Origin of the sequence: Glutamicibacter sp. NPDC087661, from assembly GCF_044743275.1 — a bacterium.
In the GTDB taxonomy this organism is placed as follows: Bacteria; Actinomycetota; Actinomycetes; order Actinomycetales; family Micrococcaceae; genus Glutamicibacter.
In genome coordinates this window covers 153,824-178,048 of sequence record NZ_JBIUWE010000003.1, presented here as the reverse complement: position 1 = coordinate 178,048, position 24,225 = coordinate 153,824, and the positions used below count along the sequence as shown (strand labels likewise).

Genomic DNA, 24,225 nt, shown 5'->3' with positions numbered 1-24,225 from the left:
CCGGTGTGAGTACAGCGCTATATCGCAGATATCGTCCCGATACGTTTGGCGACGTTATCGGCCAGGAGCACGTTACTGCGCCCTTGATGACGGCGCTGGAGAAGAACCGCGTCAACCACGCCTACCTATTCTCCGGTCCGCGCGGTTGCGGCAAGACGACTTCTGCCCGCATTTTGGCCCGTTGCTTGAACTGCGAGCAGGGCCCTACGCCCGTTCCTTGCGGCACCTGCCCAAGCTGCGTGGACCTTGCCAATGGTGGCCCGGGTTCGCTGGACGTCATCGAGATTGACGCAGCCAGCCATGGCGGCGTCGATGATGCCCGCGATCTGCGCGAGCGCGCAACCTTCGCGCCGACTCGCGACCGCTACAAGATCTTCATCATCGATGAGGCCCACATGGTCACGGCGGCAGGCTTCAATGCCTTGCTGAAGATCGTTGAAGAGCCACCGGCGCACATCAAATTCATCTTCGCGACTACCGAGCCGGAAAAGGTCATCGGCACCATCCGCTCGCGTACCCACCACTACCCATTCCGCCTGGTTCCGCCAGAGGCATTGCTGGCGTACCTGCAAGTGCTCTGCGAACGCGAAAGCGTCGCGGTAGCCGAAGGCGTACTGCCACTGGTGATCCGTGCTGGCGGCGGGTCGGTCCGCGACACCCTTTCGGTGCTGGATCAGCTGATCGCTGGTGCCCGCGATGGCAACCTGGATTACGAGACGGCCATTGCACTGCTGGGCTATACCCACTCGACACTGCTCGATGAGGTCACTTTGTCGCTGCACGAATCCGATGGCGCTGGTCTGTTCGGTGCGATTGACCGCATCATCCAGACCGGTCTGGATCCCCGGCGCTTTGTTGAAGATGTGCTGGAGCGCTTCCGCGATCTGATCATCGCCAAGGCCATGCCAGAAGGCCTTGAGAAGATCTTGCGCGGCGTACCAGAAGACCAGCTTGAATCCCTTCGCTTGCAAGCTGGCTTGGTCGGTGCAGGCGAACTATCGCGATGGGCCGATGTCACCAACAAGGCCCTGAGCGAGATGACCGGCGCAACTTCGCCTCGTCTGCACCTGGAATTGCTGGCCGCGCGCTTGATGCTGCCCGGTTCGCAGAATTCCGACAGCGCTTTTGCCGCTCGGCTGGATCGGTTGGAGCGCCATGCGATGACCGGTGGAGTGCTGCCTGCGCTTGATGAGAACGACGCTGCAAGTGCTGGTGCCTCAATGAACGCCACTCCTAACCCGGGCGCCGCGCGTCAGGGTGCTGCCGCAGTACGCGAAGCCCTGGCCGCCGCCAAATCCCGTCGTGACGGTGCACCCGAACCGGCTGAAGCACAGGGCGAACCAGTGGCTGGCGAACAGGCCCCACAGGTTCAGCCAAATCATGCCCAGCCGCAACCGCAGGCTCCCGAGGCTCCAGCGCAAATGCAGCAGCCCGCGCAGCACGCAGAACCAGTTCAAGCTCAGCGCACCGAGCAGCCTCAAGAGACTCCACAGCCAGTACCTGCCCCGCAGGAAACGCATCCCCAGCAGTCCGCGCCGTCACAGCCACAGCCACAGCCACAGCCACAGCCACAGCCACAGCCACAGCCACATGATGATGATCCAAATGCTCCGCTGGATCCAGGCGCGGCAGCGTCGCTGAACACTGGTGAAGCCGCTGACTGGGGCGCAACTTGGGGTCCAAAGGGCGAAAACTACTCGGTGACCACCGAGGTGCAGCCTGGTCCGAGTATTCCGGCAGCTCGTCCGGAAGGCGTGGCACCATTCAGCTTGGTTCCCGATCCTTCCAGCGGTGAAGACCTGTCATTCGGCACCGGGGTCTCCATTGATGACGTGAAGCAAAATCCTGCCATGGCCGAATTCGCACGTCGTGCAGCTGCCAACCGAACACCACAAGCACCGCAGTCGGCACAGCCACAGCAGGCGCCGCAGTCGGCACAGCCGCAACAGGCACCAGAAGCTAGCCAGGCTGGCGTGGATGCTCAGCGCCATGCTGCCCACCAGGCGCAAGAACAAGCCCAACGCGAACAAGCTGAACGCGAAGCACAACAGCGCGCCGCACAAGAACAAGCCCAACGCGAACAAGCTGAACGCGAAGCACAACAGCGCGCCGCACAAGAACAAGCCCAACGCGCTCAAGCACCGCAACAGCAACAGCAACAACAGGGTGCTCAGCAACCTCAACATGGTGCCCCTAGCGGGATGCCGCAGAGCCAGCCAGCACCACAGGACACCGGCTCACCGGTGGCGATGTTCCAGCAAGCGTGGCCAACGATCTTGCAGCAGTTGCAGGGCAGCTCGCGCGTCCTGCATTCCATGGTTGCCACCTATGGCTCTGTGGCAGGCTTCGATGGCCGCACCCTCACCTTGGCGTTCAGCAATACTGGCCCAATCGTGAATCTGCGCAACCGGCCGGATCTGATGAATACGCTGACCGGGGTTCTGTCCCAGGTCACCGGTGCACCGATCGAAGTGGTCCTCACCGAAGGCGGCTCCAACCCCAACGGTGGTGGTTCCCCAAAAGGTGAGCGCCGGCCAATCCCGGCGCCAACCCCAGCACCAACTAAGTTCACCAAGGCTGTAAGTTCTGCTGGGGCGGCCGCGCGCGCTGCGGCACGGGCCCAAGCTGCCGCTCCGGCACCGCAGCAGCGTCCGGTATCCGCTGTGCCAAGCTCGGCACCAGTCGCGCCTGCACCACGCGCCCATGACGGGTACGACAGCTCCTACGATGACGTCCCGCCTCCAGCGGATGAACCCTACTTCGACGAGCCACCGTTCCCAGATGACCCGTACTACGTGCCAGCTGGTTCTGTTCCGGAAGCGCAGCAGGTGCAGCCGCAGCAACAGGCTCCGGTCCCGGCCGTGGCTCCGCAGCCGACCCCGGCAGCGCCAGCGCCGGCGGCTAGTGCACCACGGAGTTTCGGTGGGCCTCCGGTGGCTCCCAAGCCCCGGATGACTGCTGGCATGACGGCGCGCCAGGCTGAGGGCGGTGTTCCGAACATTGCACGTCCGGTTTCTTCGACCCCGTTGCACCCGGAAAGCACCACCGATTCCTTCGGGAATCTAGCGGTTGGTGAATCCGAGCAGCAGGCTCCACAATCTATGGCGCCATCAGCTCCATCGGTTCCGGAAGCCCCGGCGCCGCGGACTGCCCAAACGCAGCCGCAGGTCCGCCCCCAGCATCAGGAACAGCCTCGCCAGGAGCCGGCCGCACCGCTGCAACCCCCGGCAGCCCCGCAGCCGGCCCCTGAATCCGCTCCGGGATGGGGCGCTCCACAGGCTGAACCGGCACCGGATCCTGCGGACTCGGCACCGGCGGCCTCAGGCCGCATGAGCCGATACCAGCAGCTGATGGACCAGGCGAAGAACGCACCCAGTGCGCCGGCGCCTGCCCAGGCGGCGAGCGGCTGGGGCGGTCCTGCTTCAGCTCCCGCGCCCGCTCCGGTGCAAGAGCCCGAGGAATTTGTCCCGAGCGACGATGATATCGAGGTCGAGGATTCGGCACTGATCGGTGTTCCAGCCGTGGAACGCCTGCTCGGCGGCATGGTCATCGAGCAGCGCGACGTCAACGGGAATGTAGTGGAAATCAAACGAAGCTTGTAGCCGGCACCACGGCGAACTGTCGGAGTGAGACACTAGGGTGTACCACGGAACAATTTCACGGTATTGAAGCAAGCTAGAAAGTAGGCGCACGTGTACGAAGGTGCTGTACAGGAACTGATCGACGAGCTCGGTCGCTTGCCTGGCATCGGCCCGAAGTCGGCTCAGCGCATTGCTTTCCACATTCTTGACGCCGATGCCGAGGACATGACCCGGCTCGCCGCCTCGATCCAGCTGGTCAAGGAAAAGGTGAAGTTCTGCGAGATCTGCTTCAACATCTCGGAGCAGGAAACCTGCGCCATTTGCCGCGATGAACGCCGCGATGGCACCAAGATCTGCATCGTGGAGGAGTCCAAGGACGTCCTGGCCATTGAGCGCACCCGGGCGTTCTCCGGCAAGTACCACGTGCTCGGCGGTTCCATTAATCCGCTGGCAGGCATTGGCCCGGAACAGCTGCACATCCGCGAGCTGGTAACCCGCTTGGCCGATGACTCGATCACCGAACTGATCCTGGCTACCGACCCGAATCTCGAAGGCGAAGCCACCGCCGTGTACCTGGTGCGCGCGCTAGCCCCTTTGGGCATCCACATCACCCGGTTGGCCTCCGGCCTGCCGGTGGGCGGCGATCTGGAATACGCCGATGAAGTGACCCTGGCCCGCGCCTTCGAGGGACGTCGCGCTGCCGGCCGCACCGCGCCGGGTCCGGCCCGCGCCAAGGCCCAGAAGCAGGGATCCGAGGAGCAGGCACCGCAAGATCAGTCCGGAGAAGCTGCAGAGAAGCCAAAAGCCCAGCTATCCGAACCTCGCCTGCTGCACGTTGGCGGTGCGCCGGTTCCTTCCAGCAACGCTGGCGAAGGGCCTTCGCATCCGGTAGTTCCCGAGATGGATAACCGTCGCAGCCAGTAGTTCTGGTTGCCTTGGAACGCTCTGCACTCTTCCGGTTCGCCGGCTTGAGCGCAGGGCGTTTTTCTATGCCCGCACGGTGATGTGGGGTGAAACACGCTTAGTTGATAATAGTCAACTATCGCCGTATAGTTGATATCAATCAACCATTCAGGCCCTCTATGCCTGACCCTAAATTTTTGGAGCTTCCATGACCGCAACCGCACCGGTCGCCAAGCCCAAGATGACTCACCGCGAAATCCTCACTGCCCTCACAGGCATTTTGATGGGCATGTTCGTCTCCATCTTGGCCAGCACCGTCGTTTCCAGCTCGCTGCCAGTGATCGTCTCCGATCTCAACGGCAGCCAGACCGCCTACACCTGGGTGGTCACCGCCACCTTGTTGGCGACCACCATCTCCACTCCGATCTGGGGCAAGCTCGCCGACCTGGGCAACCGCAAACTGCTGCTGCAGATCTCGCTCGGCATCTTCGTGCTGGCCTCGGCCGCCGCAGGTTTCTCGCAGGACACCAGCTTCCTGATCACCATGCGCGTCGTCCAGGGCCTGGCCGGTGGCGGCGTTGGCGCCTTGGCGCAGATCGTCATGGCCGATTTCCTCTCCCCTCGTGAACGCGGCAAGTACATGGGCCTGTTCGGCGCAGTCATGGCCGTTGGCACCGTGGGCGGCCCGCTGATCGGCGGCTTCGTTACTGACACCATCAACTGGCGCTGGAACTTCTTCATCGCCCTGCCTTTCGCCATCGCTGCGGTCATCCTGATCCAGCGCACCTTGCACCTTCCGGCCATGGCCAAGCGCAAGGTCAAGATCGACTACTGGGGCATCGTCCTGCTTTCCTCCGGCGTCTCGCTGCTGCTGATCTGGATGTCGCTGGGAGGCTCGCAGTTCGAGTGGGCCTCGACGACCAGCTACCTGATGATTGCCGGTGCGGTAATCCTGCTGGCGCTGTTCATTCTGGTCGAAGCCAAGTCCTCCGAGCCGCTGCTGAGCCTGGGCCTGTTCAAGAACCGCACCTTCACCTTCGCGGTCATCGCCTCGCTGGCCGTTGGCGTTTCGATGTTCGGCACCTCGGTGTTCCTCAGCCAGTACATGATCATGGCCCGTGGCGCATCAGCCACCATGGCCGGCCTGATGACCTTCCCGCTGATGGGCGGCCTGCTGGTCATCTCCACCATCGGCGGTGCGATGATCTCGCGCACCGGCAAGTGGAAGGCACTGGTAGTCACCGGTTCGGTGCTGATCGTCGTTGGGCTGTTCCTGCTGGGAACCATCCACTACGACACCAACTACGCGTTGGTCGCCGCCTACATGTTCATCCTCGGCGCCGGCATGGGCCTTGTCATGCAGAACATGGTGCTGGTGGTGCAGAACTCGGTCCACGTCAAGGAACTGGGTGTAGCCTCCTCGGCCGTGAACTTCTTCCGCACCTTGGGCGGCACTGCGGGTACCGCAGGCCTGGGCGCCATACTGGCGACCACTGTGCCGAACATGATCGCCGACCGGCAATCCGATTTGGCCGCAGCCCTGGCTTCCCTGGGCGACCAAGCCAAGGAGCTGACCGCAGCATTGGGATCGGGCACCTTGCCTTCAGTGGCCGCGATGCCTGAACCGGTCCGCGTGATCTTCGAGTCCATCTACGGCGACGCAGTGCCTTCGCTGTTCACCATTGCCGCTCCGCTGTCGCTGCTCATCGTCGTGGCTGTCTGCCTGATCCCCAACCAGTCGCTGAAGACCCAGACTGCAAGTGAACGCATGCAGGAGCTGGCTGCTGAGGACCAGGACGCAGCCAAGGCAGAAACGCCAGCTGGCAACTAGGAGATCCGGTGCAGGTTTCAAGCAAAGCCGAAGACGTTCCCGCCGCGCAACGCCCCGATCTCTATGCGTCAGCCGAACAGGAATTATTTTCACTGATCGCGCTGACGGCGCGTGCCAAGCGGGAACTGGCCACTCGGCTCGACAGCCGGCTCACCCCGGGATACCTGCCCGTGCTCGGGATGATTCTGCGCAGCCAACGCATCACCCAGTCTGAAATCTGCGAACACTTGCTGGTCGATAAAGCTGCGCTATCGCGCATGATCACCAAGCTGGAACAGCTGGCGCTGGTCAAGCGTGAAGTCGACCCGGAAGACCGGAGAGTGTTCCACATCCTGCCTACCGAGCTTGCGGTTGAAAGGTGGCATGAATGCTTCCAAGGGTGGCGTACAGAGCTCCGCTCGCGCATGACCAATTGGGACAATGAGGATCTGTCGGCACTCATCGACCTCCTGAGCCGATTGAATTTGGAAATCAAGTCCCTCTAGAGCGGTCCAATCCCTGGCCGTTCTTCTCGGAATTACCGAGAAGACCGGCCAGGGGCTTTTAAAGCCCACTACATGCACCGGCAGTTCACGGCTTCGCACAGCGCCCTCGCTCAAGGCCCGTTCCCCGGCGCCAGACAGCGGCGCCGCGGCCACCTTGTTGTTGGAGCGCGTCAGGTTTCGGCACATGAGCACTTCACTGGGCAGATCAGGGAAAATCGAAATCCGCACTGGTTCAAGAGTGGAAGGAATGGGCAGGCATCATGGATGCCGCGGGCCTGCGCGACATGACGCAGAACGAATGGATTCAGAAGCTGCTTCCGCTGATGCAGGACCCGCAGGAAAGCGGCAGGCTCCTGCGGGCCCGGCGCATCGCTTCGGAGTACCGACAGCTCCAAGTCCGCCCTAGACTGTCCTCATGGCAACAAAAAGCAGCAACCTCCCGGCCATCGCCAAGGCCACCGGCATTGAATGGGATCAGTGGTGCGCCAAACTGCGCGCTGGCGGAGCCGATCAACTTACGCACAAGCAGATAGCCGAACTGGCTTTCACCCACATGCCCCCAACCGTCGACACTCCGGGCTGGTGGGCTCAATCCGTGGCTGTAGCCTATGAGCAGCACATTGGCCGACGCCTGCCCGGCCAATCCCAAGACGGCACCTTCCAAGGTTCGGTGAGCAGCACCATCGATGCTGATTTGGATACCGCGCTGGAACGCTGGATCGCCTGCGTCCAGGGGCGCCAGGAGTTCAACGGCCACCAGCTTTCCGAACCTGCACGCACCAGCGGCTCAGAGCGATGGCGCTATTGGCGAGCTGATTTCAGCGACGGAACCAAGACACAGGTAGACATTGGCCTCAAAGGTGGAAAAGCCTCGGTTGCCATAAACATTACTAAGGCTGGAACACCTGAACAGGTGTCTGGATGGAAGAGCTTTTGGCGACAAATTTTGGCTGAATTCAAGGGGTAGCCAGTGTTTTTCAACAACCTGCATTGAGGTTCCTAGGCAATATGACCAATGGTTACCTTCACAACTAGGACATGTCGCCCCGTAGCTGTCACAATATTTATCTGGTAGATGTCTCGCGCCACAGTTCCATCAAAAAGCACCGGCGGCGAGGCACAGCTTTCAACAGGTGGAGTGAGTGCCCATGGGCCTAATTGTTCAAAAGTTTGGCGGTTCTTCCGTTTCAGATGCCGAAGGCATCAAGCGTGTAGCGCGCCGAATTATTGATACTAAGTCCAAGGGCCATGACGTCGTTGTCGTTGTTTCCGCAATGGGCGACACCACCGATGACTTGCTGGACCTGGCAGGCCAGCTTACCGATGATGCACCAGCCCGCGAGATGGACATGCTGCTCTCCGCTGGCGAACGCATCTCGATGTCGCTGCTGGCGATGGCGATCAACCAGCTCGGCGAGCAGGCCGCTTCATTCACCGGCTCGCAGGCAGGATTGATCACCGACTCGACCCACGGCAAAGCCCGCATCATGGAGGTCTCCCCACAGCGCGTGCGCCGTGCTATCGACCGCGGATTCATCGCCATCGTCGCTGGGTTCCAGGGCATGAGCAAGGAATCCAAGAACATCACCACCATGGGCCGTGGCGGCTCGGATACCACCGCCGTCGCGCTGGCCGCAGCGCTGGGCGCCGATGTCTGCGAAATCTACACCGACGTGGACGGCATCTACACCGCCGACCCGCGCGTGGTCGCCTCGGCCAAGAAGATCGAGAAGATCACCAGTGAAGAAATGCTGGAAATGGCCGCCAGCGGCTCGAAGATCTTGCACCTGCGTTGCGTGGAATACGCCCGCCGTTTCGGCGTGCCGCTGCACGTGCGCTCTTCATTCAGCACCAACGAGGGCACCTGGGTGCTCCCGGATCCCGAAGACAAAATCAAAATTCAAGAGGGAGAACCCTTGGAACAGCCAATCATCTCAGGTGTCGCCCACGACCACTCCGAAGCCAAGGTCACCATCATTGGCGTTCCGGACATCCCCGGCAAAGCAGCACAGATTTTCGGGGTTATCGCCGCTGCGCAGGCCAATATCGACATGATTGTGCAGAACATCTCGACCCGCGGTTCGGGTGCCACCGATATCTCCTTCACCCTGCCGATGACCGAGACCAAGCATGTGCTTGAAGCACTGAACACCGCGAAGCCGGAGATCGGTTTCGAGGAAATCGAGCACAATGACGAGGTTGGCAAGCTCTCGTTGATCGGTGCCGGAATGCGCTCGAATCCAGGAGTCTCCTTCACCTTCTTCGAGGCCTTGCACCGCGCGGGCGTGAACGTGGACATGATCTCCACTTCAGAGATCCGCATCTCCGTGGTCACCGACGCCGACAAGCTCAACGATGCAGTACGCGCTATCCACACCGCGTTCGATCTGGATACCGATGTGGAAGCCACCGTCTACGGCGGCACCGGCCGCTAAGCGCCGACAAGCTGATAAGGAGAACGCCTGCGAAACAATTACTGTTTCGCAGGCGTTCTCCCTATTAACTGCTATTTATTCGGTTCCAGTGTCTTGGTATAGACGATTTCGCCCAAGCCATTGCGCAGCGTGACGGTGAACAGGTCCTGCTCATCCAGCTCGACGTGGCCGAAGAACTGGCCCTTGCCATCGCGCGGCGACTGGTTGGTGCTGCCAGCCAGCGAGAAGTCCACGCGTGGTCCGAAAGTGCCATCCATTTGGTTCGGCCCGAAGGAACCGGCATTGACTGGACCGGCCACGAATTCCCAGAACTCATTGAACTCGCTGAAGGCAGCACGCTCTGGAGAGTAGTGGTGCGCCGCGCAATAGTGCACATCCGCGGTCAGGAAGACGACATTCTTGATGCCGCGGTCCTTGATGGCCTTGAGCAGGCGGGCAAGTTCCAGCTCGCGGCCTAGTGGTGCGCCGTGGTCTGCGTTGGAAATTGATTCCTGCGCCTTGCCGTCCGGAACAATGATGCCCAGCGGCAGGTCGTTGAGAATGACTTTCCAGGTTGCCTTGGACTTGGCCAAGGAATCGACTAGCCAATTCAGCTGCTCTTCGCCGAGAATTGAAGTGGACTTCTCTTCCATTCCGGTGGTGTTCTCGGACTTGTAGCTGCGCATGTCCAATGCGAACAGGTCCATTGCTGGACCACGCGAGATTTTGCGGTAGATGCGTGCCGCCTCGAATCCGATGCCTGCGCGCATGGCGCGCGGGTCGGCGATCGGCTGGTATTCCTGCCAGGCCTGGCGGCCACGGGCGGCAAGGGTGTTGATATCGCGCACGGTATAGCGCTCATCTTCGATGATCTCACCCGGCCACCAGTTGTTATGGGTCTCGTGGTCATCCCACTGGGCAATCACCGGAACCTCGGAATACATGGCACGCACGTTGTGGTCCATCAGGTTGTAGCGGTGCCGCCCACGATACTCGGCCAGGGTTTCGGCCACCTTGGAGACTTCCTCGGTGACCAAGTTGCGCCAGATCTGGCCGTCCGGTTCCACAACTTCTGCGGCAATCGGGCCGTCGGCGTAGATGGTGTCGCCGCTGTGCACGAAGAAGTCCGGCTTGGTTGCATGCATGGCCGCGTAGGCGCGCATGCCACCGATTTCTTCGTTGATGCCCCAGCCCTGGCCAGCGGTGTCGCCGGACCACACAAAACTCTGGGCACGGGAGGCGTCGTGGTTGCGGCGACCGGTCAACGCCGGTGCGGTGCTGAACCAGCCGTTCTGAGTCTCGCCAAGGGTGCCGTTATCGTCCTCGAAACCGATGCTGACTGCGAAACGGGTACCGGCAGGCAGATGCTCGGCATTGATCTTTGCAGTGAAGTCAGTGGCCTCGCGGGCGTAGGCACCGCGCAAAGTCTTGGCGAAGGATCCACGGCCGCGGATGATTTCCCCTGCTTCGTCCACCGCACGCAGCTGCGCGCGCAAGCGGCCTTCCCCGGAGCTGCGAGCCCAGAGTACGGCGTTGCTGGCAGAGACATCCCCCATGGAAAATCCGCTGGTCAATCCCAGGCGGGAACGCACGAGTCGGGGACTGCTGGAAACCAGCGCTGCTCCAGTGGGCCCAACCAAGGTCAATGCACCTGCGCCAATGGCGCCGGTGAGCAATTTGCGTCGCGAAATATTATTCATGGGATTCAGTGTTCGCGACTTGATCAGCCATTTCCTTGAGCCCAGATGAACACCAAGAGAAATCATTCGTGTCCAGTCCACACCACGAATCCAGAGATCCTGAACTCCAAAGCACGCCCATTACTGGCAGACTAGAAAAATGAGTTCACCTCAAGTCATTTCTGGCCCGCCGTCGGCTGGCCACCCAATTCCTCCGGCTGTGCGCACTGCAGCCGGCCAGGCGGAAATCGAGGGTATCTGGCAGAACGCATTAGGCGGGATAACATACCGGATTGGACAGGGCGAGCAGATGCGCTTCGCCAAGTGGTCGCCGGGATGCCCTCCCGCAGAGGACGGCGATCTCCTGGCTGAAGCCCTGCGCATGCGGTGGGCGGGAGAATTCATCAGAGTCCCCGAAGTGCTCAGCTGCGGACAGCATGCTGACGGCCAGCTGCTCGTCACGGCAGCATTGCCCGGGCACAGTGCAGTCAGCGAGCTTGGCAAAAGCGATCCGGCGCGATCCGCGTTTGCAGTGGGCGCCGGTCTGCGCCACCTGCACGATCGGCTGCCGGTCGACCAGTGCCCCTTCAGCTGGGATCTGGAATCCCGCATCCAGCACCTGCCTGCCCGGGAGCAAGCTGCTTTGCTGGCTGAAATCCCGGAGCTTGATCTTGTGGTCTGCCATGGCGATGCTTGCCTGCCCAACACGATCATCACCGATAGCCATGATTTCAGCGCGCATGTGGATATGGGGAAATTGGGTGTCGGAGACCGCTGGGCGGATCTCGCCGTTGCCGCATGGAGCACCGAGTGGAATTACGGGCCTGGTTTCGAACAGCATGTCTACGCCGGGTACGGAATCGAACCCGATGAGCGGAAGGTGTCGTTCTACCGAAAGGTCTGGGACGCAACCTAGGAGGCCGAGCCGCTAGCGTGCCACGTAACGGTGCTCGGGACGGCCACGGGTTCCGTATCCAAGCTGCAGCTCCAGGGATTCATTGGCCACCAGCGCCGCCAAATACCGTTGCGCTGTCGCACGGGCAACCCCAATTGCCTCCGCGACCTCGGCGACGCTCATGGGTTCGGTAGCGTCCTTGACGCAGGAAAGAACTGCCTGTTCGGTGGGGGCGGCACCCACCGATGCGTTGGTTTCTTCGCCCCCTTGGAGCGCCCGGTACAACCGGTCCACTCCCTGCTGGTTGAACTCCGCGGTCCCGGTCAATTGGCGACGATAGCGAGCCCAGCCTTTGAGCTTGGCGGCCAGGGTCTTGGCCTCAAAGGGCTTGATGATGAACGCCAGTGCGCCCGAGCGCAACGCTTTGTCAATGTTCTTCGGTTCAATCGCCGCGGAAATCATGATCGCATCAACATCGAGTTCTCTCAGCAGCTCGATTCCACTGACATGCGGCAGGTAGAGATCCAGCAATACCAAATCAGGTTTCAGGCTCTTCACCATTTTGGGCACAACACGCGGATCCTGCACAGGCTCCAGGGCCTGGAACCCGGGAATGGCGTTGACCATCTCAGCGTGCAGCTCTCCTACCCGGAAATCGTCATCGACAATTAGCACCCGGTAGTTGCCGCTGGAATTCTCGCTCAATGTTGCGCTCCTTCAATCTCGTCGTTTTCCGTATTGGCTGGCTCCACCAGTACCGCCGGCAATCTTGCTGCGATAACTGCCCCGGAACCATCCGTCCCGCGGTCCGCTATCCAGACGTCCCCGCTGCGGGCTTGGGCGAGCCGTCTGATCAGCGGCAATCCGACGCCATGGCCATGATCGCCGCCCAGATGGGATCCGGTGCTGACGTCCCGGGCGAAGATATCCTCGTCGGTGGTAATGCCGGGTCCAGAATCGGCCACGGCTATGTGCAAGGTGTTCCCTTCGGAGAGCAAGTCGATTTCCACCCAGGGTTCTGCATCTGTGCAAAGAGCTGCAGTGAAGGCGTTATCCAGCAGATTCCCCAGGACTGCGGTGGCGTCTTGGGCATCGTGGGCCGAGGCGATGTGTCCGAAAAGCATGGATTGGGCAGACACTCTCAGTTCTATGCCTTGTTCGTGGGCGCGCACCGCCTTCGCCGAAATAAACGCCGAGAGGTAAGCGTCCTGGATGGCCTCCAGCCCGGGAACCTGAGCGATCTTCGGCCCGGATTCCATCACCTCACGCAGGTAGTCTTCTGCCTGTTCGATCTTGCCCAAGTTGATCAGCCCGAGGACTGCGTGCATCCGGTTGGCGAATTCATGGCGCTGGGCGCGCAGCGCATCGGCCATGTCCTGGACTGCATCGAGTTTGGTGCCCAGCGCTTCAAGGGTGGTGACATCATGGAGCAGCACGACCAGTCCGAGGTCCACTCCGTCACGGTCGACCTTGGTCACGCGGGCTATGAGCGAGTTGCCATTGGCCGCAAAGCGCACCGGTGCCGGGTCGCATTCCTTGATCGCCCTGACCAGCCGGTGATCCAATCCAGCGGATTCAAAGTGGCGGCCGACCACGTCTTCCAATTCGGTGCGGTGCGGCAGTCCCAGCAATTGCCTGGCAGCCCTGTTGCGCACGGTAATCCGGCTATCTGCGCCAATGCCCATGACACCTTCGGTAACACCGTAGAGCACGGCCTGCTGGTCCCTGACAAGCTGGGCAATTTCGGCCGGTTCCAGCCCGAGGGTCTGGCGCTTCAAACGGCGTACGGTGACTCGTCCGGCAAGCACTGCCAAGGCTGCGCAAATCGCCGCAAGCAATACAATCCAGGCGAAGGACTCAAGCAGCGCCCCGGTCAAGGAGTCAGTGGTCACGCCCACGGAAACCTCTCCGATGACCGCACCCGCGGTACTGTAGACCGGGACCTTGGCACGCACCGATTCACCAAGGGTTCCGTGTTCCCGGGAGACCGCTTCAATGCCTTCCAACGCCACCGGGTCAGTAGAAACCATTTGGCCCAGTTCCTCGGGGTTCGGATGGCTCAAGCGCAGTCCGCGGTCCTCGGTAATCACCACGAAATACGCTTGCTCTTGCCCAATGACAGCGTTAGCCAGTTGCTGCAGTTTTCCATCGGCGAGCTCCTTGGCTTCCAGTTTGTCCAGCTTTGCATAGTGCGAGACCTGCTCAACTACTTCCGGCAAGACGGCGACCGAACGAGCTATGGTCAGCGAGGTATCCTCGGCTTTCGAATAGACGCGGTCATAGCTGGCGAAAAGCGTTCCGGCAGTAACGAGAACAATCAGCACACCTACGACCAGGAATTGAAGCCGCATGATGCGTGATGCGAAATGCCGGGTGCCGGCGCCAGAACGGAACATGCCACCCAGCATAAACCCATCTTTCCACTCTCGTGATTTTAATGAGCAAAAAGTTGGCAAAGAACTTAAGCCTTCAACAATAAGCACAAGACGCGCAAAGTGAGCACCGACACGTACCTTGAATGGGTGCCCCTCCTAGCTTGTGGGGACTAAGGATTCACTCACACTGAAATGGAGGTCGGGTCAATGCTCGTTGTACTCGGATTCCTCATGGTCGCCACCTTCATGGTGCTGATCATGACAAAACGCATGACGCCGCTGCTGGCATTGATTCTGGTTCCAACCATCTTCGGCTTGTTCACCGGTGCTGGATTCGGCCTTGGCGACATGGTCATGGACGCGGTCAAGGACATGTCCAGTACCGCAGCCCTGCTGATGTTCGCCATCATGTACTTCGGCATCATGATCGACGTCGGCTTGTTCGACCGATTGGTCTCCGGCATCCAGAAGCTAGTGGGCAACGACCCTGCCAAGGTCGTCATGGGCACTTCGCTGCTCACCGCCGTAATTTCCCTCGATGGGGATGGCTCGACCACCTTCATTGTGGTTACCGCGGCACTGCTGCCGATCTACCAGCGCCTGGGCATGAGCCCAGTGGTCCTGACCTGTGTTGCAGGCCTGACCAATGGCACGCTGAACATCGTTCCCTGGGGCGGCCCAACGGCCCGCGCGGCAGCGGCACTAGGTGTTGACGCCTCGGAAATCTTCGTGCCGATGCTCCCTGCGCTGGGAATTTCCCTCATTGTCATTGCCCTGTTCGCATGGCAGATGGGCGTATCCGAACGCCGCCGCTTGCAGCGCGAGCGTCCGGAAATCTGGGGCACCGAACTCGGTGGCGGCAACGTTTCCACCCCAACCGGAGGAAAGAGCCCTGCTGGCACTTCCCCTGCCGGAGGCAACCTGGCCGTACTGGAATCCGTGGCTCGCAAGGGCGATGGCACCGAAGCTTCCACCTTGGACGGCACCGTCCTGGATCCGGATCGCGAGACCCTGCGCCCCAAGACCTTCTACTTCAACCTGGCGCTGACCGTCGCCATCATGGTGCTGCTGGTAGTCGATGTCACTCCGTTGCCCTACCTGTTCATGGTGGGTACCGCGATCGCCTTGATCGTCAACTTCCCCAAGGTCTCCGACCAGGTGAAGATGATCGCCGCGCACTCCAGCGAAATCATTGCCGTGGTCTCCATGGTGCTCGCCGCGGCAGTGCTCACCGGCGTGCTCTCCGGCACCGGCATGGTTGATGCCATGAGCCAGTGGCTGGTGGATGTCATTCCTACCTCCATGGGTCCATACATGGCAGTACTGACCGGGCTGATTTCGATTCCAGCTACCTTCCTGATGAGCAATGACGCCTTCTACTTCGGCGTCTTGCCAGTTCTCGCCGAAGCCGGCGCGCATTTCGGTGTACCAGCGGTGGATATGGCTCGCGCCTCCATCACCGGACAGCCAGTGCACATGCAGTCTCCGCTCGTTCCAGCCATCTTGCTGCTGGTGTCGCTCTCTCGTGTGGACTTGGGCGATCACCACAAGAAGGTGCTGTGGCGTGCGTTGGTGGTCTCCTTGGTCATGCTCGCTTCGGGCATGCTCCTTGGTGTCATCCACATGGGCTAACGCCCCAGGACCAAAGGTCCGTCGTCAGCCAGGCTCCGTGCCACCCGGACATTTCCAAGCGGGTGGCACGGAGTCCGGTGTTTAACCCGGGCTGACCCTGTTGGCAGCCCGCCGGAGGCTGCCGCATGCAGCTATTCGAGCACCCAGTTGCTTCTTCCCGCCAGCCATTGACGGTCTGCACAGGGCGCCGGTTCAGCAAGCACAGTTTCCCGTGAAAAACTGGAGGCAGGGCAAGACGTGCACAGCGCGTGCTTCCCCTGGACCGGATGGACCCGCCACTGGGCCACACCGCGAATTCGACCGTCTTCTCCCGACGCAAAGGAAGGCTCCAGCGCATGGAAAGAGAACCTCTGGACAACAGCATCTCCCTGGCCCAGCTCGAAGCGGTTGTCATGATTGTGGACTATGGTTCCTTCACCGCCGCCGCGGATATCCTTGGCATCTCCCAGCCCTCCTTGTCCCGGCGCATTAGCGCGTTGGAGCGCACTCTTGGCATGCCCGTGTTCCGGGCCGCTGGAAGGGACATGGTGCTGACCGAGGTTGGCCGGAGCATCATTCCTGCCGGCCGCCGGGCACTGCGTGAAGTCGCCGCGATCGGAACCATCGCCTCCTCCACGCGTGCATTGGCCACCGGATCCCTGCGCATCGCGGGGTTGCCCTCCCTGGTTGGAGGAATCATGCCCGAGTACATCGGCCCCTTCCATCGCCAGCACCCCGGTGTCCGGATAGAGATCCTGAGCGTGGAGGACGATGAGCAGCTTGCCGATGCGCTTCGCCTGAATCGTGCCGATGTGGCTTTTGGCGTGAACGAGCGCATCCCCGCGGACCTCATCGGCAAATCCCTGCGCGATCAGCAATTCTCGGCGGTCGTATCCGAGGATACCGAGGTGGACCCGGACACTGGGCTAAGCACTGAATTGCTCAATTCCCTGACTCTGGCCACCCTCCCCCAGGGCACCTCGATTCGCAAGATCACCGACGAAGTTTACCGGAGCTTGAAGGCCACCGCTCCGCGGCTCATCACCACAACGCAACGCGACGCATTGGTCCATCTGGGCATCGCCGCCGGCGGCATCACCTTGGTTCCACGGATCATGGCCAGCACCGCCGTGATCTTCGGCGGCAAGCAGGTCCCGCTGAGCTTGCCAGCCAGCAGGCCCCTGGGCGTCATCTACCGCCGCGAAGAATACCGCAATCCGGCGCTGGGCGAATTCCTCGAATACCTCTGAGACAGAGATCTCCAGGCGGCTTCCGCTCTCCTGAACCTGCGCGCGAAATCAGCCTTTCATGCGCTGCATGCATGGCTCTAATCAACCATGCTATTGGTTCCAGCGGCGTTCCACGTGGTCAGCTTGATGGGTAATCCGGCCATGGTCCTACCAAGGAGAGCAAGATCGTGAATTCCCAACGAACACCTTCCTCTGCCAGGCGTAGTTCCAAACGGCCGCGGCGCCGGGTAGCTGCCATCATTGCAGCGGCGCTGGTGCTGGCAGTAGTTGTGCCGACCAGCATTGCCTTCCTGCGCCTGCAGGGAAATATTTCCGTCTCGGCGCTCAGGGCGTCTGAAGCGGATGTCCCGGACTCCAGCGAAGGCCTGAATCTGCTGGTTCTCGGTTCCGATAGCCGGGATTTCAGCTCCACCGGCTTCGGCACGGATAACGGCTCCCGACGCAGCGATTCCATGCTGCTTGTCCACTTGTCGCCAGGCAACGAGCGCATCGAGGCGGTCCAGATCCCACGCGATACCGTATTGCAGCGCCCGGCCTGCGCGGATACCGGGTCCGGCGCTTATGCCGGAGGATACGGCATGATCAATTCTGCGCTGAATTACGGTCCCGCATGCTCTGTCGCCGCAGTGGAAGCGCTCACCGGGGTTCACCTGAACCACTTCATTGAGGTGGATTTCGAGGGATTCATTTCAATCATCGACGCACTCGACGGGGTCAGCGTGTGCCTGGCCCAGCCAATGACCGATCCGAAAGCAAACCTGGATCTTCCAGCCGGGCTGCAGGAGCTGGACGGAACCGATGCGCTTGCCCTGGCCAGGACCCGCCATGCCGTTGGCGATGGAAGCGACCTCGCTCGGCTCGGAAACCAGCAGAAGGTCATGTCCGCAATCGTCCAGCGTGCCACCAGCAAGGAAGCTCTCGCACGCCCGGACCGGCTCTACTCTTTCCTTGACGCGATTACCTCCTCGATGACCGTGGACCCGGAACTGAGTTCGCTACCGGAACTTGCAGGATTGGCTGCGCGGGTCAAGGACGTTCCCACGGACAAGATCACCTTCATGACCATGCCGACCCAGCCTGCACCATCAAACGCCAACCGGGTGGTCCCGGCTCCGGACGCGACCCTCATCTTTGAACGCATCAAGCAAGACATCCAGGTGAATCCGGATTCCGAGTCCGAATCCGGCTCCGAATCGGATGCAGGAGAAACTGCCACGGCGAAAGCCTCCGCCCGGCAGCTGCCTGTCAGCATAGCCAACGCAGCGCGAGTGAGCGGACTGGCCGGCAAATTCGCCAACGAAGCCACGGAGCAAGGCTTCACCGTCACTTCAATCACTACCGCGGCGTCCTTGCAGGCGCAAACACGGCTGCTGATTCCGGATACTGATGCAGCCAGGAAAACAGCCGACGCATTCGCCAAGGCAGTCGATCTCGACATCGAGGCAACAGTCGCCGATGTCGAAAGCATCGAATTGATCCTGGGCCAGGATTACCAAAACCTGGGGCGGCCAGAAAAGCAGCCTGTCAAGGTGAACAGCCGCAAAGCAGACCAGAAACTCTGCGGCTGAGCCGGCCCCTAGGGCAGGCCGCGCCACCGGAAAATCCTGCCATGCCGCGATGGCTGCCAGGCGAATCTCCGTTTGCCCGCGGCTGTTGGCCTTCGTATTCCGGCTGGGCTGCACCTGCCAATTCCGTTTGACCGCGTCCCTTGCAGCGAGGTGATTCACAGTGAGCATTGCAGGCATCAATGGCAATGAATTCATCGTGCTGGCCATTTTGGCGGCCGTGCTGCTCGGACCTGAAAAATTGCCCGACTACGCAAGGAAACTAGCCACGCTGATTCGCGAGTTGCGCCGACTCGCCTCTGGTGCCCAGGAACAACTCCGCGAGGAGCTTGGCGAGGATTTCGCGGACATGGATCTGAAGAAGTTCGATCCGCGGCAATATGATCCTCGAAGGATCATCAGCGAAGTGCTGCGAGATCAACTCGAAGAGCCGCCTGTCCAAGGATTCCCGGATTCTGCCCGCTCAAGGGGACCCGAGACCAGGAGTGCATCATCACCGCCAGAACCCTCCGGTCCGGCCCCTTTTGACGACGAAAGCACTTAGGACGCCACTGCTCCTTGCCGCAAGTGTCCGCTGACCGCGCGAGCAGTGAATACGGATCCGGTGGACAGAATTCATTCATCGCAGTCCCCAAAGCTCCACCCGGTTCCTTCATCCGGATCGCACGGATTCCGGCATCTATCCGCAATCGGTCCAGCTTCGCTGATTCGTCGGCCAACCGTGATGGCCGGCCGAAAAAGGATTCCCGGGATCGGCCACCAGCCTGCTGCCGGCCTAGCCTGTAGGCACGCCGGCGCTCCAATTCGGAACGGTATTTTTCCTAGTAGTGCCTTCACAGCAATTCAGGGAGCAGGCGCCACTGCCCGGGCCCAGCGCTTTGCTTCCGGCGATGGTCGATGACTCCGGCTGCTCGCCACGCACTTGCGCTGCCCGTTCCAGGACCAGATCGACCAAGCCGCTGACAAACGACGGTGAGGTGCCAACACTGCCGGCACGGAGAAACGCCATCCCCAACTCGCGCGCGGTATCTGCCGCTTCGGTATCCAGATCGAATTTGACCTCCATGTGGTCCGAAACGAATCCGAGGGGTACAACCAGAACGCCCTCAGTTCCAGTTTCCGCAAGCTCGCGCATGCGGTCATTGATGTCCGGTTCCAGCCAGGGAGTGTGCATGGATCCAGAACGGGAGCAGTACACCAGTTCGGCATCCAGCTGCTCCTCACCAGCTAGTTCCCCGCCAATCCAGGCCATGAGCTCCTCATGCTGCCGCTGGTAGCCGGCGGTGAACTTCTGCGATGATTCTTGCATCGCAGTAGGGATCGAATGGGTGACATATAGGATCTTGTGCCGGTTGCGGTCCAGGCCGCCGACGAGCTGCTTGAATTCCTTCAATCCCTTCCGCACGCAGTCCAACTGCGCATGAGCGAATCCCGGATGATTGTAGTACTGCCGGACTTTATCGATCACCACCTCGAGGCCCTCTTCTTGCAGTGCCGCCACAGTTCCGGCGAAATCCTCGCGGTATTGCCGGCACGAGGAATATGAGGAGTAGGCCGACGTATCGATGGCCAGGAACCTTCTCGAGCCGTGCCTGCGCGCATGGTTTCCGACCACTTCGGTGAGGTACGGTTCCCAATTCCGGTTCCCCCAGAGCAGTGGCGTATCGATGCCGCGGGCTGCGAATTCCTCTTGAACGGCTTGCTGCAAAGCCTGGTTCTGCTCATTGATCGGAGATTTTCCGCCGAACATGTAGTAGTGCTCGCCCACCTCTTCAAGGCGCTCGTCCGGAATCCCTCGTCCCCGGGTAACGTTTTGCAGGAAGGGCAGGACATCTTCGGGCTTTTCCGGCCCGCCAAAGGACATCAGCACAACTGCATCAAACGGCGCTACCTGCATGTTTCCCATCGGGATCGTCCACGCTTTCTTCTCGGGCAACTGCCGCCATGGGCAAAATTCCCCGGAGCTGGCAGTCGCAAGCAATTACCTAGATTAGCTTTTATCTAGCCAAGCTAACAATAATTGCTTTGCCTCCGAATCGCCAGCGGGCGTCGCCGACCCCTAACGACTGCCCAGGCTATGAGCCAGTTCCAGCTCAATGCGCTCATTGCGGAACTGATGACCGGCATCGAGCAATTTGCGCGGGACAATTTTCTGATCAGCCATGGCCAGAAGGTGGGACCCTTCGGCTCCCAGCAGCAATTTGGGAGCCGCGGCAGGAACCGGAATGATGGCAGGCCGCCTCACTGCGCGCGCCAAGGCCCTGGTGAATTCTGCGTTGCTCACCGGCTGCGGTGCCACCGCATTGACCGGACCTGTCAATTGCGAATCCCAGAGCGCGCGATGGTAGATGTCCAGCAGGTCATCAAGCCCGATCCACGAAAGCATCTGCTTTCCCCCTGCCAGGGGACCGCCCAGGCCTGCGGAGAATACAGGACGCAAAACGGCGAGCATCCCGCCTTTGGGGCTCAGCACGATACCGGTCCTGATCTGCACCCGGCGCATGCCGCTGTCCCCCGCATTCGCCGCACGTTCCCAGCGGTCCACCACGTCAGCCAGGAAATCCGGAGTCCCGGCCCGCGGGGAATCGGTCTCGTCCAATGGGTGCGGTCCGGCTGAAGCACCGTAGAATCCGATGGCCGAAGCGCTGATGAAGGTCCGGACACCTGAACGTGACGCCAGCAGGGCAAGGGATCGGGTCGGTTCGATGCGGCTGGAGAGAATTGCCTGCCGATGTGCTTGGCTGAACCGGCCGAAGATGCTGGCTCCGGCCAAATGGATGACCGCGTCGCAGCCATCGAGCAGGCTCGGGTCAGGATCCAGCGGATTCCAGCGCCGTTCGCTTGCCGATTCCGGCTCGTGCCGCACGAGCTTGACGACCCGGTGCCCGCCGGTGGACAAGAAGGCGCACAAAGCCTGTCCGACTAATCCGCTTGAACCGGTCAGCGCTATCACCAGCGGCTTCAACCCGGCCTGCGCCGCCCGCTGATGTGCGGCAAAATCGTCTGCCAGCTGGCGGTGGCGGTATGCAAGCATCGATTCGATCTGCCGTCCTGGCATATTCGACTGGATGCAGTCGCCCACGGTCGTGCACTGTGCGCCCGCGGGCTCGAAGTAATGCTCATGCCGCCACTGCACCACCCGGGCAGGAAGGCCGCGAACCCCTTCGGGTTCAAGCTGGTCGACGAAACTGCGGTTCTCCGCGAACCCCTCAGGCTGGTGCTTGGCATTCCACAGCACTCCGCCGGGAAGGCCCAGCACGGCCGTCCCGTCCTTCAGCGAACCGGCTTCTTCAATGACCTTCAGCGGAAGCCACGGCGGCAAGAGCCGCTGCATGGCCCCGGGTCGCGAGAACCAGTCGAAGACAACGGATGCAGATGCCGGCAGCTGGCTGGAGCGCTCAGTGTTCATGGCCCCATCCTAGAGGCTTCAGGCAGGCCGGTTCCCGAGGATGGGAAATTGCTGAATTCCGTCGCAATGTCTGGTCCGGCGCCGCAATGAATCCCTCGGTTTCCTGCAGCACGCTACCCCGGCAGACTTGGAGCAGGAACAAGAACTTCTGAACCGAGCTTGATTGCGGACAACTAACGGGCCGGCTGTTGCCCGAAGCGGCTGCCAATGCAACCAGAAAGCTAGGCATACCATGCAGGAAGATAGCCGAAGGGAGGATCCTCGCCCACCCGCCCGTCGATGGCTTCACGCAAGAGATCCGCATGCCCTGCATGCCGCCCATACTCTTCAATCAGGTCGCAGATGATTCTGCGTATCGACGCATGCTTGCCATCGAATGCCAACCCCGAGTCCGTGTCCAGCTTCCCTTCCTCGATAACGGACTGCTGGATTCCCCGGCTTTTGGCCACGGCCCGGTCGTAGCGTTGATAAAGATTCTCCGGATCCTCTTCCAGATCAACCACGAAGTGCTCGCGCCCGTTGGCAGTGAACCCAAGGAGGACTTCAGGTCGTTGCCCGGCAATGAAGTAGGTGAATTTCTCATCTTCGACAAGGGCAAGATGCTGGAGCAATCCGCCCAGGCTGAGCTGGCTGCTGGGCAACTTGGTTGCCAGCTGTTCGATGTCCAGCCCGTCGGCCTTGTATCTGAAAGTGGCGCGCAGCCTGTCAAGCATCCCGAACAGATGCTGCTGGTCGGAGCCGCTCATTGGCGGTTCCCAGGGAGGCAGGATTTCCATGGCGTACCCCTTTGCGAGAAGTGTGAGTTGGCGTACCAAACTGGTTTCATCGGCCCATGAATTGAATAATTAGAAGTATGCCTCTGACCGCCGCCATTTTGGAACCCTCGCAGTGGATGCCGCCTGCCGCTGAGCATGAAGCACGGGCTCGGGCCTTTGGCGAACCTTTCGTGGAACGGCGGATGAAGGGCAAGAAGCATCCCATCGAGGACTTCCTGTTCACCTATTACACGCAAAAGCCGGGCCAGCTCTACCGCTGGCATCCAGGGATGAACGTGGTTCTAGCCGGAGACGCGGCCCAAGAACGCGGCGAGTGGAAGTTCTACCGCAGAGTCCAAACCGGCCACGGTACGGGATACCACTTCGATGCGGAGGCATTCGGCAAGGCGCGCGCCCGAGCCATCGAGTTCGCCCGCATCATTCTGGCCGGCACCGCGCAGCGGCCAGGAAACTTCTCCTGCTTCGGCCTGCATGAATGGGCGATGGCCTACAAATCCGAGGCCAACGGCATCCGCCATGAATATCTCCCGCTGCGCTTGGGTGCGCAGGGAACCGACGAAGTGGTGGAAACCCACAAGATCCGTTGCACCCACTTCGATGCATTCCGCTTCTACACTCCCCAGGCGATCGAGCTCAACGAGCTGCAGCCGACCAGGGAAACCCAGCGCGACCTGGAGCAGCCCGGTTGCTTGCACGCCAACATGGATCTGTATAAGTGGGCCTATAAGCTCTCCCCTGCGGTGCCAAGCGGCTTGGTCATGGACTGCTTCGAGCTCGCCTGGGACATTCGCACCATGGATATGCAGGCGTCCCCCTATGATCTGGGCGATTGGGGCCATGAACCCATCCGCATTGAAACTCCCGAGGGCAAGGCCGCGTACGTGAGATTGCAAAAGGAATTTGCCCAGCGTGCCGACTCGCTGCGCAATCAATTGCTGGAAGTCGCCAACAACCTGCCAATCTTCCCGGAAGACTAGAACTTATTCGCGGCCGCAGGCAAGATTGATCCATGGTTACTGCACGGGGCCTTCGCCTGATTCCGGCCGGTATCGCGCTCGGCTGCGTGAGCCTCTCGCTGGCTTCCTGCGCCACCAGCATCGGACAGGGGCCGCAGACCCAATTGGAAATCACCATTCGCGATGACGGCAGCGAAATTTCACAGCAGTACTCCCTGGAATGCACCGGCGAACAAGCCGCTGAATCCAGCACATTGCCGAACGCATCCAAAGCTTGCTTGCAGCTCGAGCTTGAACCCGGTGCCATTGCCGGAGAAGTTGATCCCCAGGAAATCTGCACCGAAATATACGGTGGACCGCAACGGGCCGAAATAAGCGGAACCCTGCACGGCGAGACGGTGAATACGAGCTTTTCACGGCATAACGGCTGCGCCATCGATCGTTGGGATGCCGCCTCATTTCTACTCGGTTCCGTGAAATCATGAGTCGATAACC

At 60.9% G+C, this 24,225-nt stretch carries 18 protein-coding genes and 1 pseudogene; 13 read left to right on the top strand and 6 right to left on the bottom strand.

The window, feature by feature from the left end; all coding sequences use genetic code 11:
* Positions 1–5 precede the first annotated feature (5 nt).
* The 6 genes and pseudogenes from ACIOTN_RS10100 to ACIOTN_RS10075 all read left to right on the top strand — a co-directional run bounded on the left by ACIOTN_RS10100 (position 6) and on the right by ACIOTN_RS10075 (position 9,235).
* Entirely contained in the window at positions 6–3,602 is a 3,597-nt protein-coding gene (locus tag ACIOTN_RS10100; protein WP_402735285.1) for a DNA polymerase III subunit gamma and tau, read from the top strand.
* Positions 3,603–3,692: 90 nt separating this feature from the next.
* Positions 3,693–4,283: pseudogene (recR, locus tag ACIOTN_RS10095) on the top strand (recombination mediator RecR); the annotation flags it as partial.
* 409 nt (positions 4,284–4,692) lie between these two features.
* A complete protein-coding gene (locus ACIOTN_RS10090; protein WP_105657996.1) occupies positions 4,693–6,315 on the top strand; it encodes an MFS transporter in 1,623 nt (540 codons plus the stop codon).
* A gap of 8 nt (positions 6,316–6,323) precedes the next feature.
* Positions 6,324–6,800 (top strand): MarR family winged helix-turn-helix transcriptional regulator, encoded by a 477-nt coding sequence (locus ACIOTN_RS10085; protein ID WP_105657995.1) that lies wholly within the window; start codon positions 6,324–6,326, stop codon positions 6,798–6,800.
* A gap of 415 nt (positions 6,801–7,215) precedes the next feature.
* Positions 7,216–7,767 carry a hypothetical protein gene (locus tag ACIOTN_RS10080; protein ID WP_105662407.1) on the top strand — a complete coding sequence of 184 codons (552 nt, stop codon included), beginning with the start codon at positions 7,216–7,218 and terminating at the stop codon, positions 7,765–7,767.
* 181 nt (positions 7,768–7,948) lie between these two features.
* Complete coding sequence (locus ACIOTN_RS10075) at positions 7,949–9,235, top strand: aspartate kinase (protein ID WP_105657993.1); 1,287 nt, start codon at positions 7,949–7,951, stop codon at positions 9,233–9,235.
* 71 nt (positions 9,236–9,306) lie between these two features.
* On the opposite strand, the gene ACIOTN_RS10070 is transcribed toward ACIOTN_RS10075, so the two are convergent.
* Positions 9,307–10,914 (bottom strand): alkaline phosphatase D family protein, encoded by a 1,608-nt coding sequence (locus tag ACIOTN_RS10070; protein WP_402735284.1) that lies wholly within the window; start codon positions 10,912–10,914, stop codon positions 9,307–9,309.
* 139 nt (positions 10,915–11,053) lie between these two features.
* Between ACIOTN_RS10070 and ACIOTN_RS10065 the strand changes: the two genes are divergently transcribed.
* Entirely contained in the window at positions 11,054–11,809 is a 756-nt protein-coding gene (locus ACIOTN_RS10065) for an aminoglycoside 3'-phosphotransferase (RefSeq protein ID WP_105662405.1), read from the top strand.
* 12 nt (positions 11,810–11,821) lie between these two features.
* Here the strand turns inward: ACIOTN_RS10065 and ACIOTN_RS10060 are convergent, their stop codons facing one another.
* Positions 11,822–12,493, bottom strand: coding sequence for a response regulator (locus ACIOTN_RS10060; RefSeq protein ID WP_105662404.1), 672 nt, complete (start codon positions 12,491–12,493; stop codon positions 11,822–11,824).
* Entirely contained in the window at positions 12,490–14,184 is a 1,695-nt protein-coding gene (locus tag ACIOTN_RS10055) for an ATP-binding protein (RefSeq protein ID WP_105662512.1), read from the bottom strand. Before ACIOTN_RS10055 ends, ACIOTN_RS10060 begins: the two co-directional genes overlap by 4 nt.
* Positions 14,185–14,370: 186 nt before the next feature.
* On the opposite strand from ACIOTN_RS10055, the gene ACIOTN_RS10050 reads away from it, so the two are divergent.
* From ACIOTN_RS10050 to ACIOTN_RS10035, 4 genes are all read left to right on the top strand, one after another.
* Positions 14,371–15,795, top strand: coding sequence for a CitMHS family transporter (locus tag ACIOTN_RS10050; protein WP_105662403.1), 1,425 nt, complete (start codon positions 14,371–14,373; stop codon positions 15,793–15,795).
* 335 nt (positions 15,796–16,130) lie between these two features.
* Positions 16,131–17,024, top strand: coding sequence for a LysR family transcriptional regulator (locus ACIOTN_RS10045; RefSeq protein ID WP_105657988.1), 894 nt, complete (start codon positions 16,131–16,133; stop codon positions 17,022–17,024).
* A 167-nt stretch (positions 17,025–17,191) separates the two neighbouring features.
* Positions 17,192–18,592 carry an LCP family protein gene (locus tag ACIOTN_RS10040; RefSeq protein WP_402735283.1) on the top strand — a complete coding sequence of 467 codons (1,401 nt, stop codon included), beginning with the start codon at positions 17,192–17,194 and terminating at the stop codon, positions 18,590–18,592.
* Positions 18,593–18,752: 160 nt separating this feature from the next.
* The gene (locus tag ACIOTN_RS10035) at positions 18,753–19,133 is read left to right on the top strand and encodes a twin-arginine translocase TatA/TatE family subunit (RefSeq protein WP_402735282.1); all 381 of its coding nucleotides are present in this window, start codon (positions 18,753–18,755) and stop codon (positions 19,131–19,133) included.
* Positions 19,134–19,364: 231 nt separating this feature from the next.
* Here the strand turns inward: ACIOTN_RS10035 and ACIOTN_RS10030 are convergent, their stop codons facing one another.
* The 3 genes from ACIOTN_RS10030 to ACIOTN_RS10020 form a co-directional block, all read right to left on the bottom strand.
* On the bottom strand, positions 19,365–20,495 hold the full coding sequence (locus ACIOTN_RS10030) for a ferrochelatase (protein WP_400291172.1): 1,131 nt from the start codon (positions 20,493–20,495) through the stop codon (positions 19,365–19,367).
* A gap of 153 nt (positions 20,496–20,648) precedes the next feature.
* Positions 20,649–21,998 carry a TIGR01777 family oxidoreductase gene (locus ACIOTN_RS10025; RefSeq protein ID WP_402735281.1) on the bottom strand — a complete coding sequence of 450 codons (1,350 nt, stop codon included), beginning with the start codon at positions 21,996–21,998 and terminating at the stop codon, positions 20,649–20,651.
* A 221-nt stretch (positions 21,999–22,219) separates the two neighbouring features.
* Positions 22,220–22,774, bottom strand: a complete 555-nt coding sequence (locus tag ACIOTN_RS10020; protein ID WP_105662399.1) for a DinB family protein — start codon at positions 22,772–22,774, stop codon at positions 22,220–22,222.
* Between the two features lie 77 nt (positions 22,775–22,851).
* On the opposite strand from ACIOTN_RS10020, the gene ACIOTN_RS10015 reads away from it, so the two are divergent.
* Positions 22,852–23,751, top strand: coding sequence for a 3-methyladenine DNA glycosylase (locus ACIOTN_RS10015; RefSeq protein WP_402735280.1), 900 nt, complete (start codon positions 22,852–22,854; stop codon positions 23,749–23,751).
* A 32-nt stretch (positions 23,752–23,783) separates the two neighbouring features.
* A complete protein-coding gene (locus tag ACIOTN_RS10010; protein WP_388024563.1) occupies positions 23,784–24,215 on the top strand; it encodes a hypothetical protein in 432 nt (143 codons plus the stop codon).
* The last annotated feature ends 10 nt before the right edge of the window (positions 24,216–24,225 follow it).

Bases quoted from the DNA above. Each gene is read 5' to 3' on its own strand.
- ACIOTN_RS10050 (WP_105662403.1), top strand. From the start codon at position 14,371: ATGCTCGTTGTACTCGGATTCCTCATGGTCGCCACCTTCATGGTGCTG.
- ACIOTN_RS10025 (WP_402735281.1), bottom strand. From the start codon at position 21,998: ATGAACACTGAGCGCTCCAGCCAGCTGCCGGCATCTGCATCCGTTGTC.
- ACIOTN_RS10075 (WP_105657993.1), top strand. From the start codon at position 7,949: ATGGGCCTAATTGTTCAAAAGTTTGGCGGTTCTTCCGTTTCAGATGCC.
- ACIOTN_RS10030 (WP_400291172.1), bottom strand. From the start codon at position 20,495: ATGGGAAACATGCAGGTAGCGCCGTTTGATGCAGTTGTGCTGATGTCC.
- ACIOTN_RS10015 (WP_402735280.1), top strand. From the start codon at position 22,852: ATGCCTCTGACCGCCGCCATTTTGGAACCCTCGCAGTGGATGCCGCCT.
- ACIOTN_RS10080 (WP_105662407.1), top strand. From the start codon at position 7,216: ATGGCAACAAAAAGCAGCAACCTCCCGGCCATCGCCAAGGCCACCGGC.
- ACIOTN_RS10055 (WP_105662512.1), bottom strand. From the start codon at position 14,184: ATGTTCCGTTCTGGCGCCGGCACCCGGCATTTCGCATCACGCATCATG.
- ACIOTN_RS10070 (WP_402735284.1), bottom strand. From the start codon at position 10,914: ATGAATAATATTTCGCGACGCAAATTGCTCACCGGCGCCATTGGCGCA.
- ACIOTN_RS10090 (WP_105657996.1), top strand. From the start codon at position 4,693: ATGACCGCAACCGCACCGGTCGCCAAGCCCAAGATGACTCACCGCGAA.
- ACIOTN_RS10010 (WP_388024563.1), top strand. From the start codon at position 23,784: ATGGTTACTGCACGGGGCCTTCGCCTGATTCCGGCCGGTATCGCGCTC.
- ACIOTN_RS10020 (WP_105662399.1), bottom strand. From the start codon at position 22,774: ATGGAAATCCTGCCTCCCTGGGAACCGCCAATGAGCGGCTCCGACCAG.
- ACIOTN_RS10065 (WP_105662405.1), top strand. From the start codon at position 11,054: ATGAGTTCACCTCAAGTCATTTCTGGCCCGCCGTCGGCTGGCCACCCA.
- ACIOTN_RS10045 (WP_105657988.1), top strand. From the start codon at position 16,131: ATGGAAAGAGAACCTCTGGACAACAGCATCTCCCTGGCCCAGCTCGAA.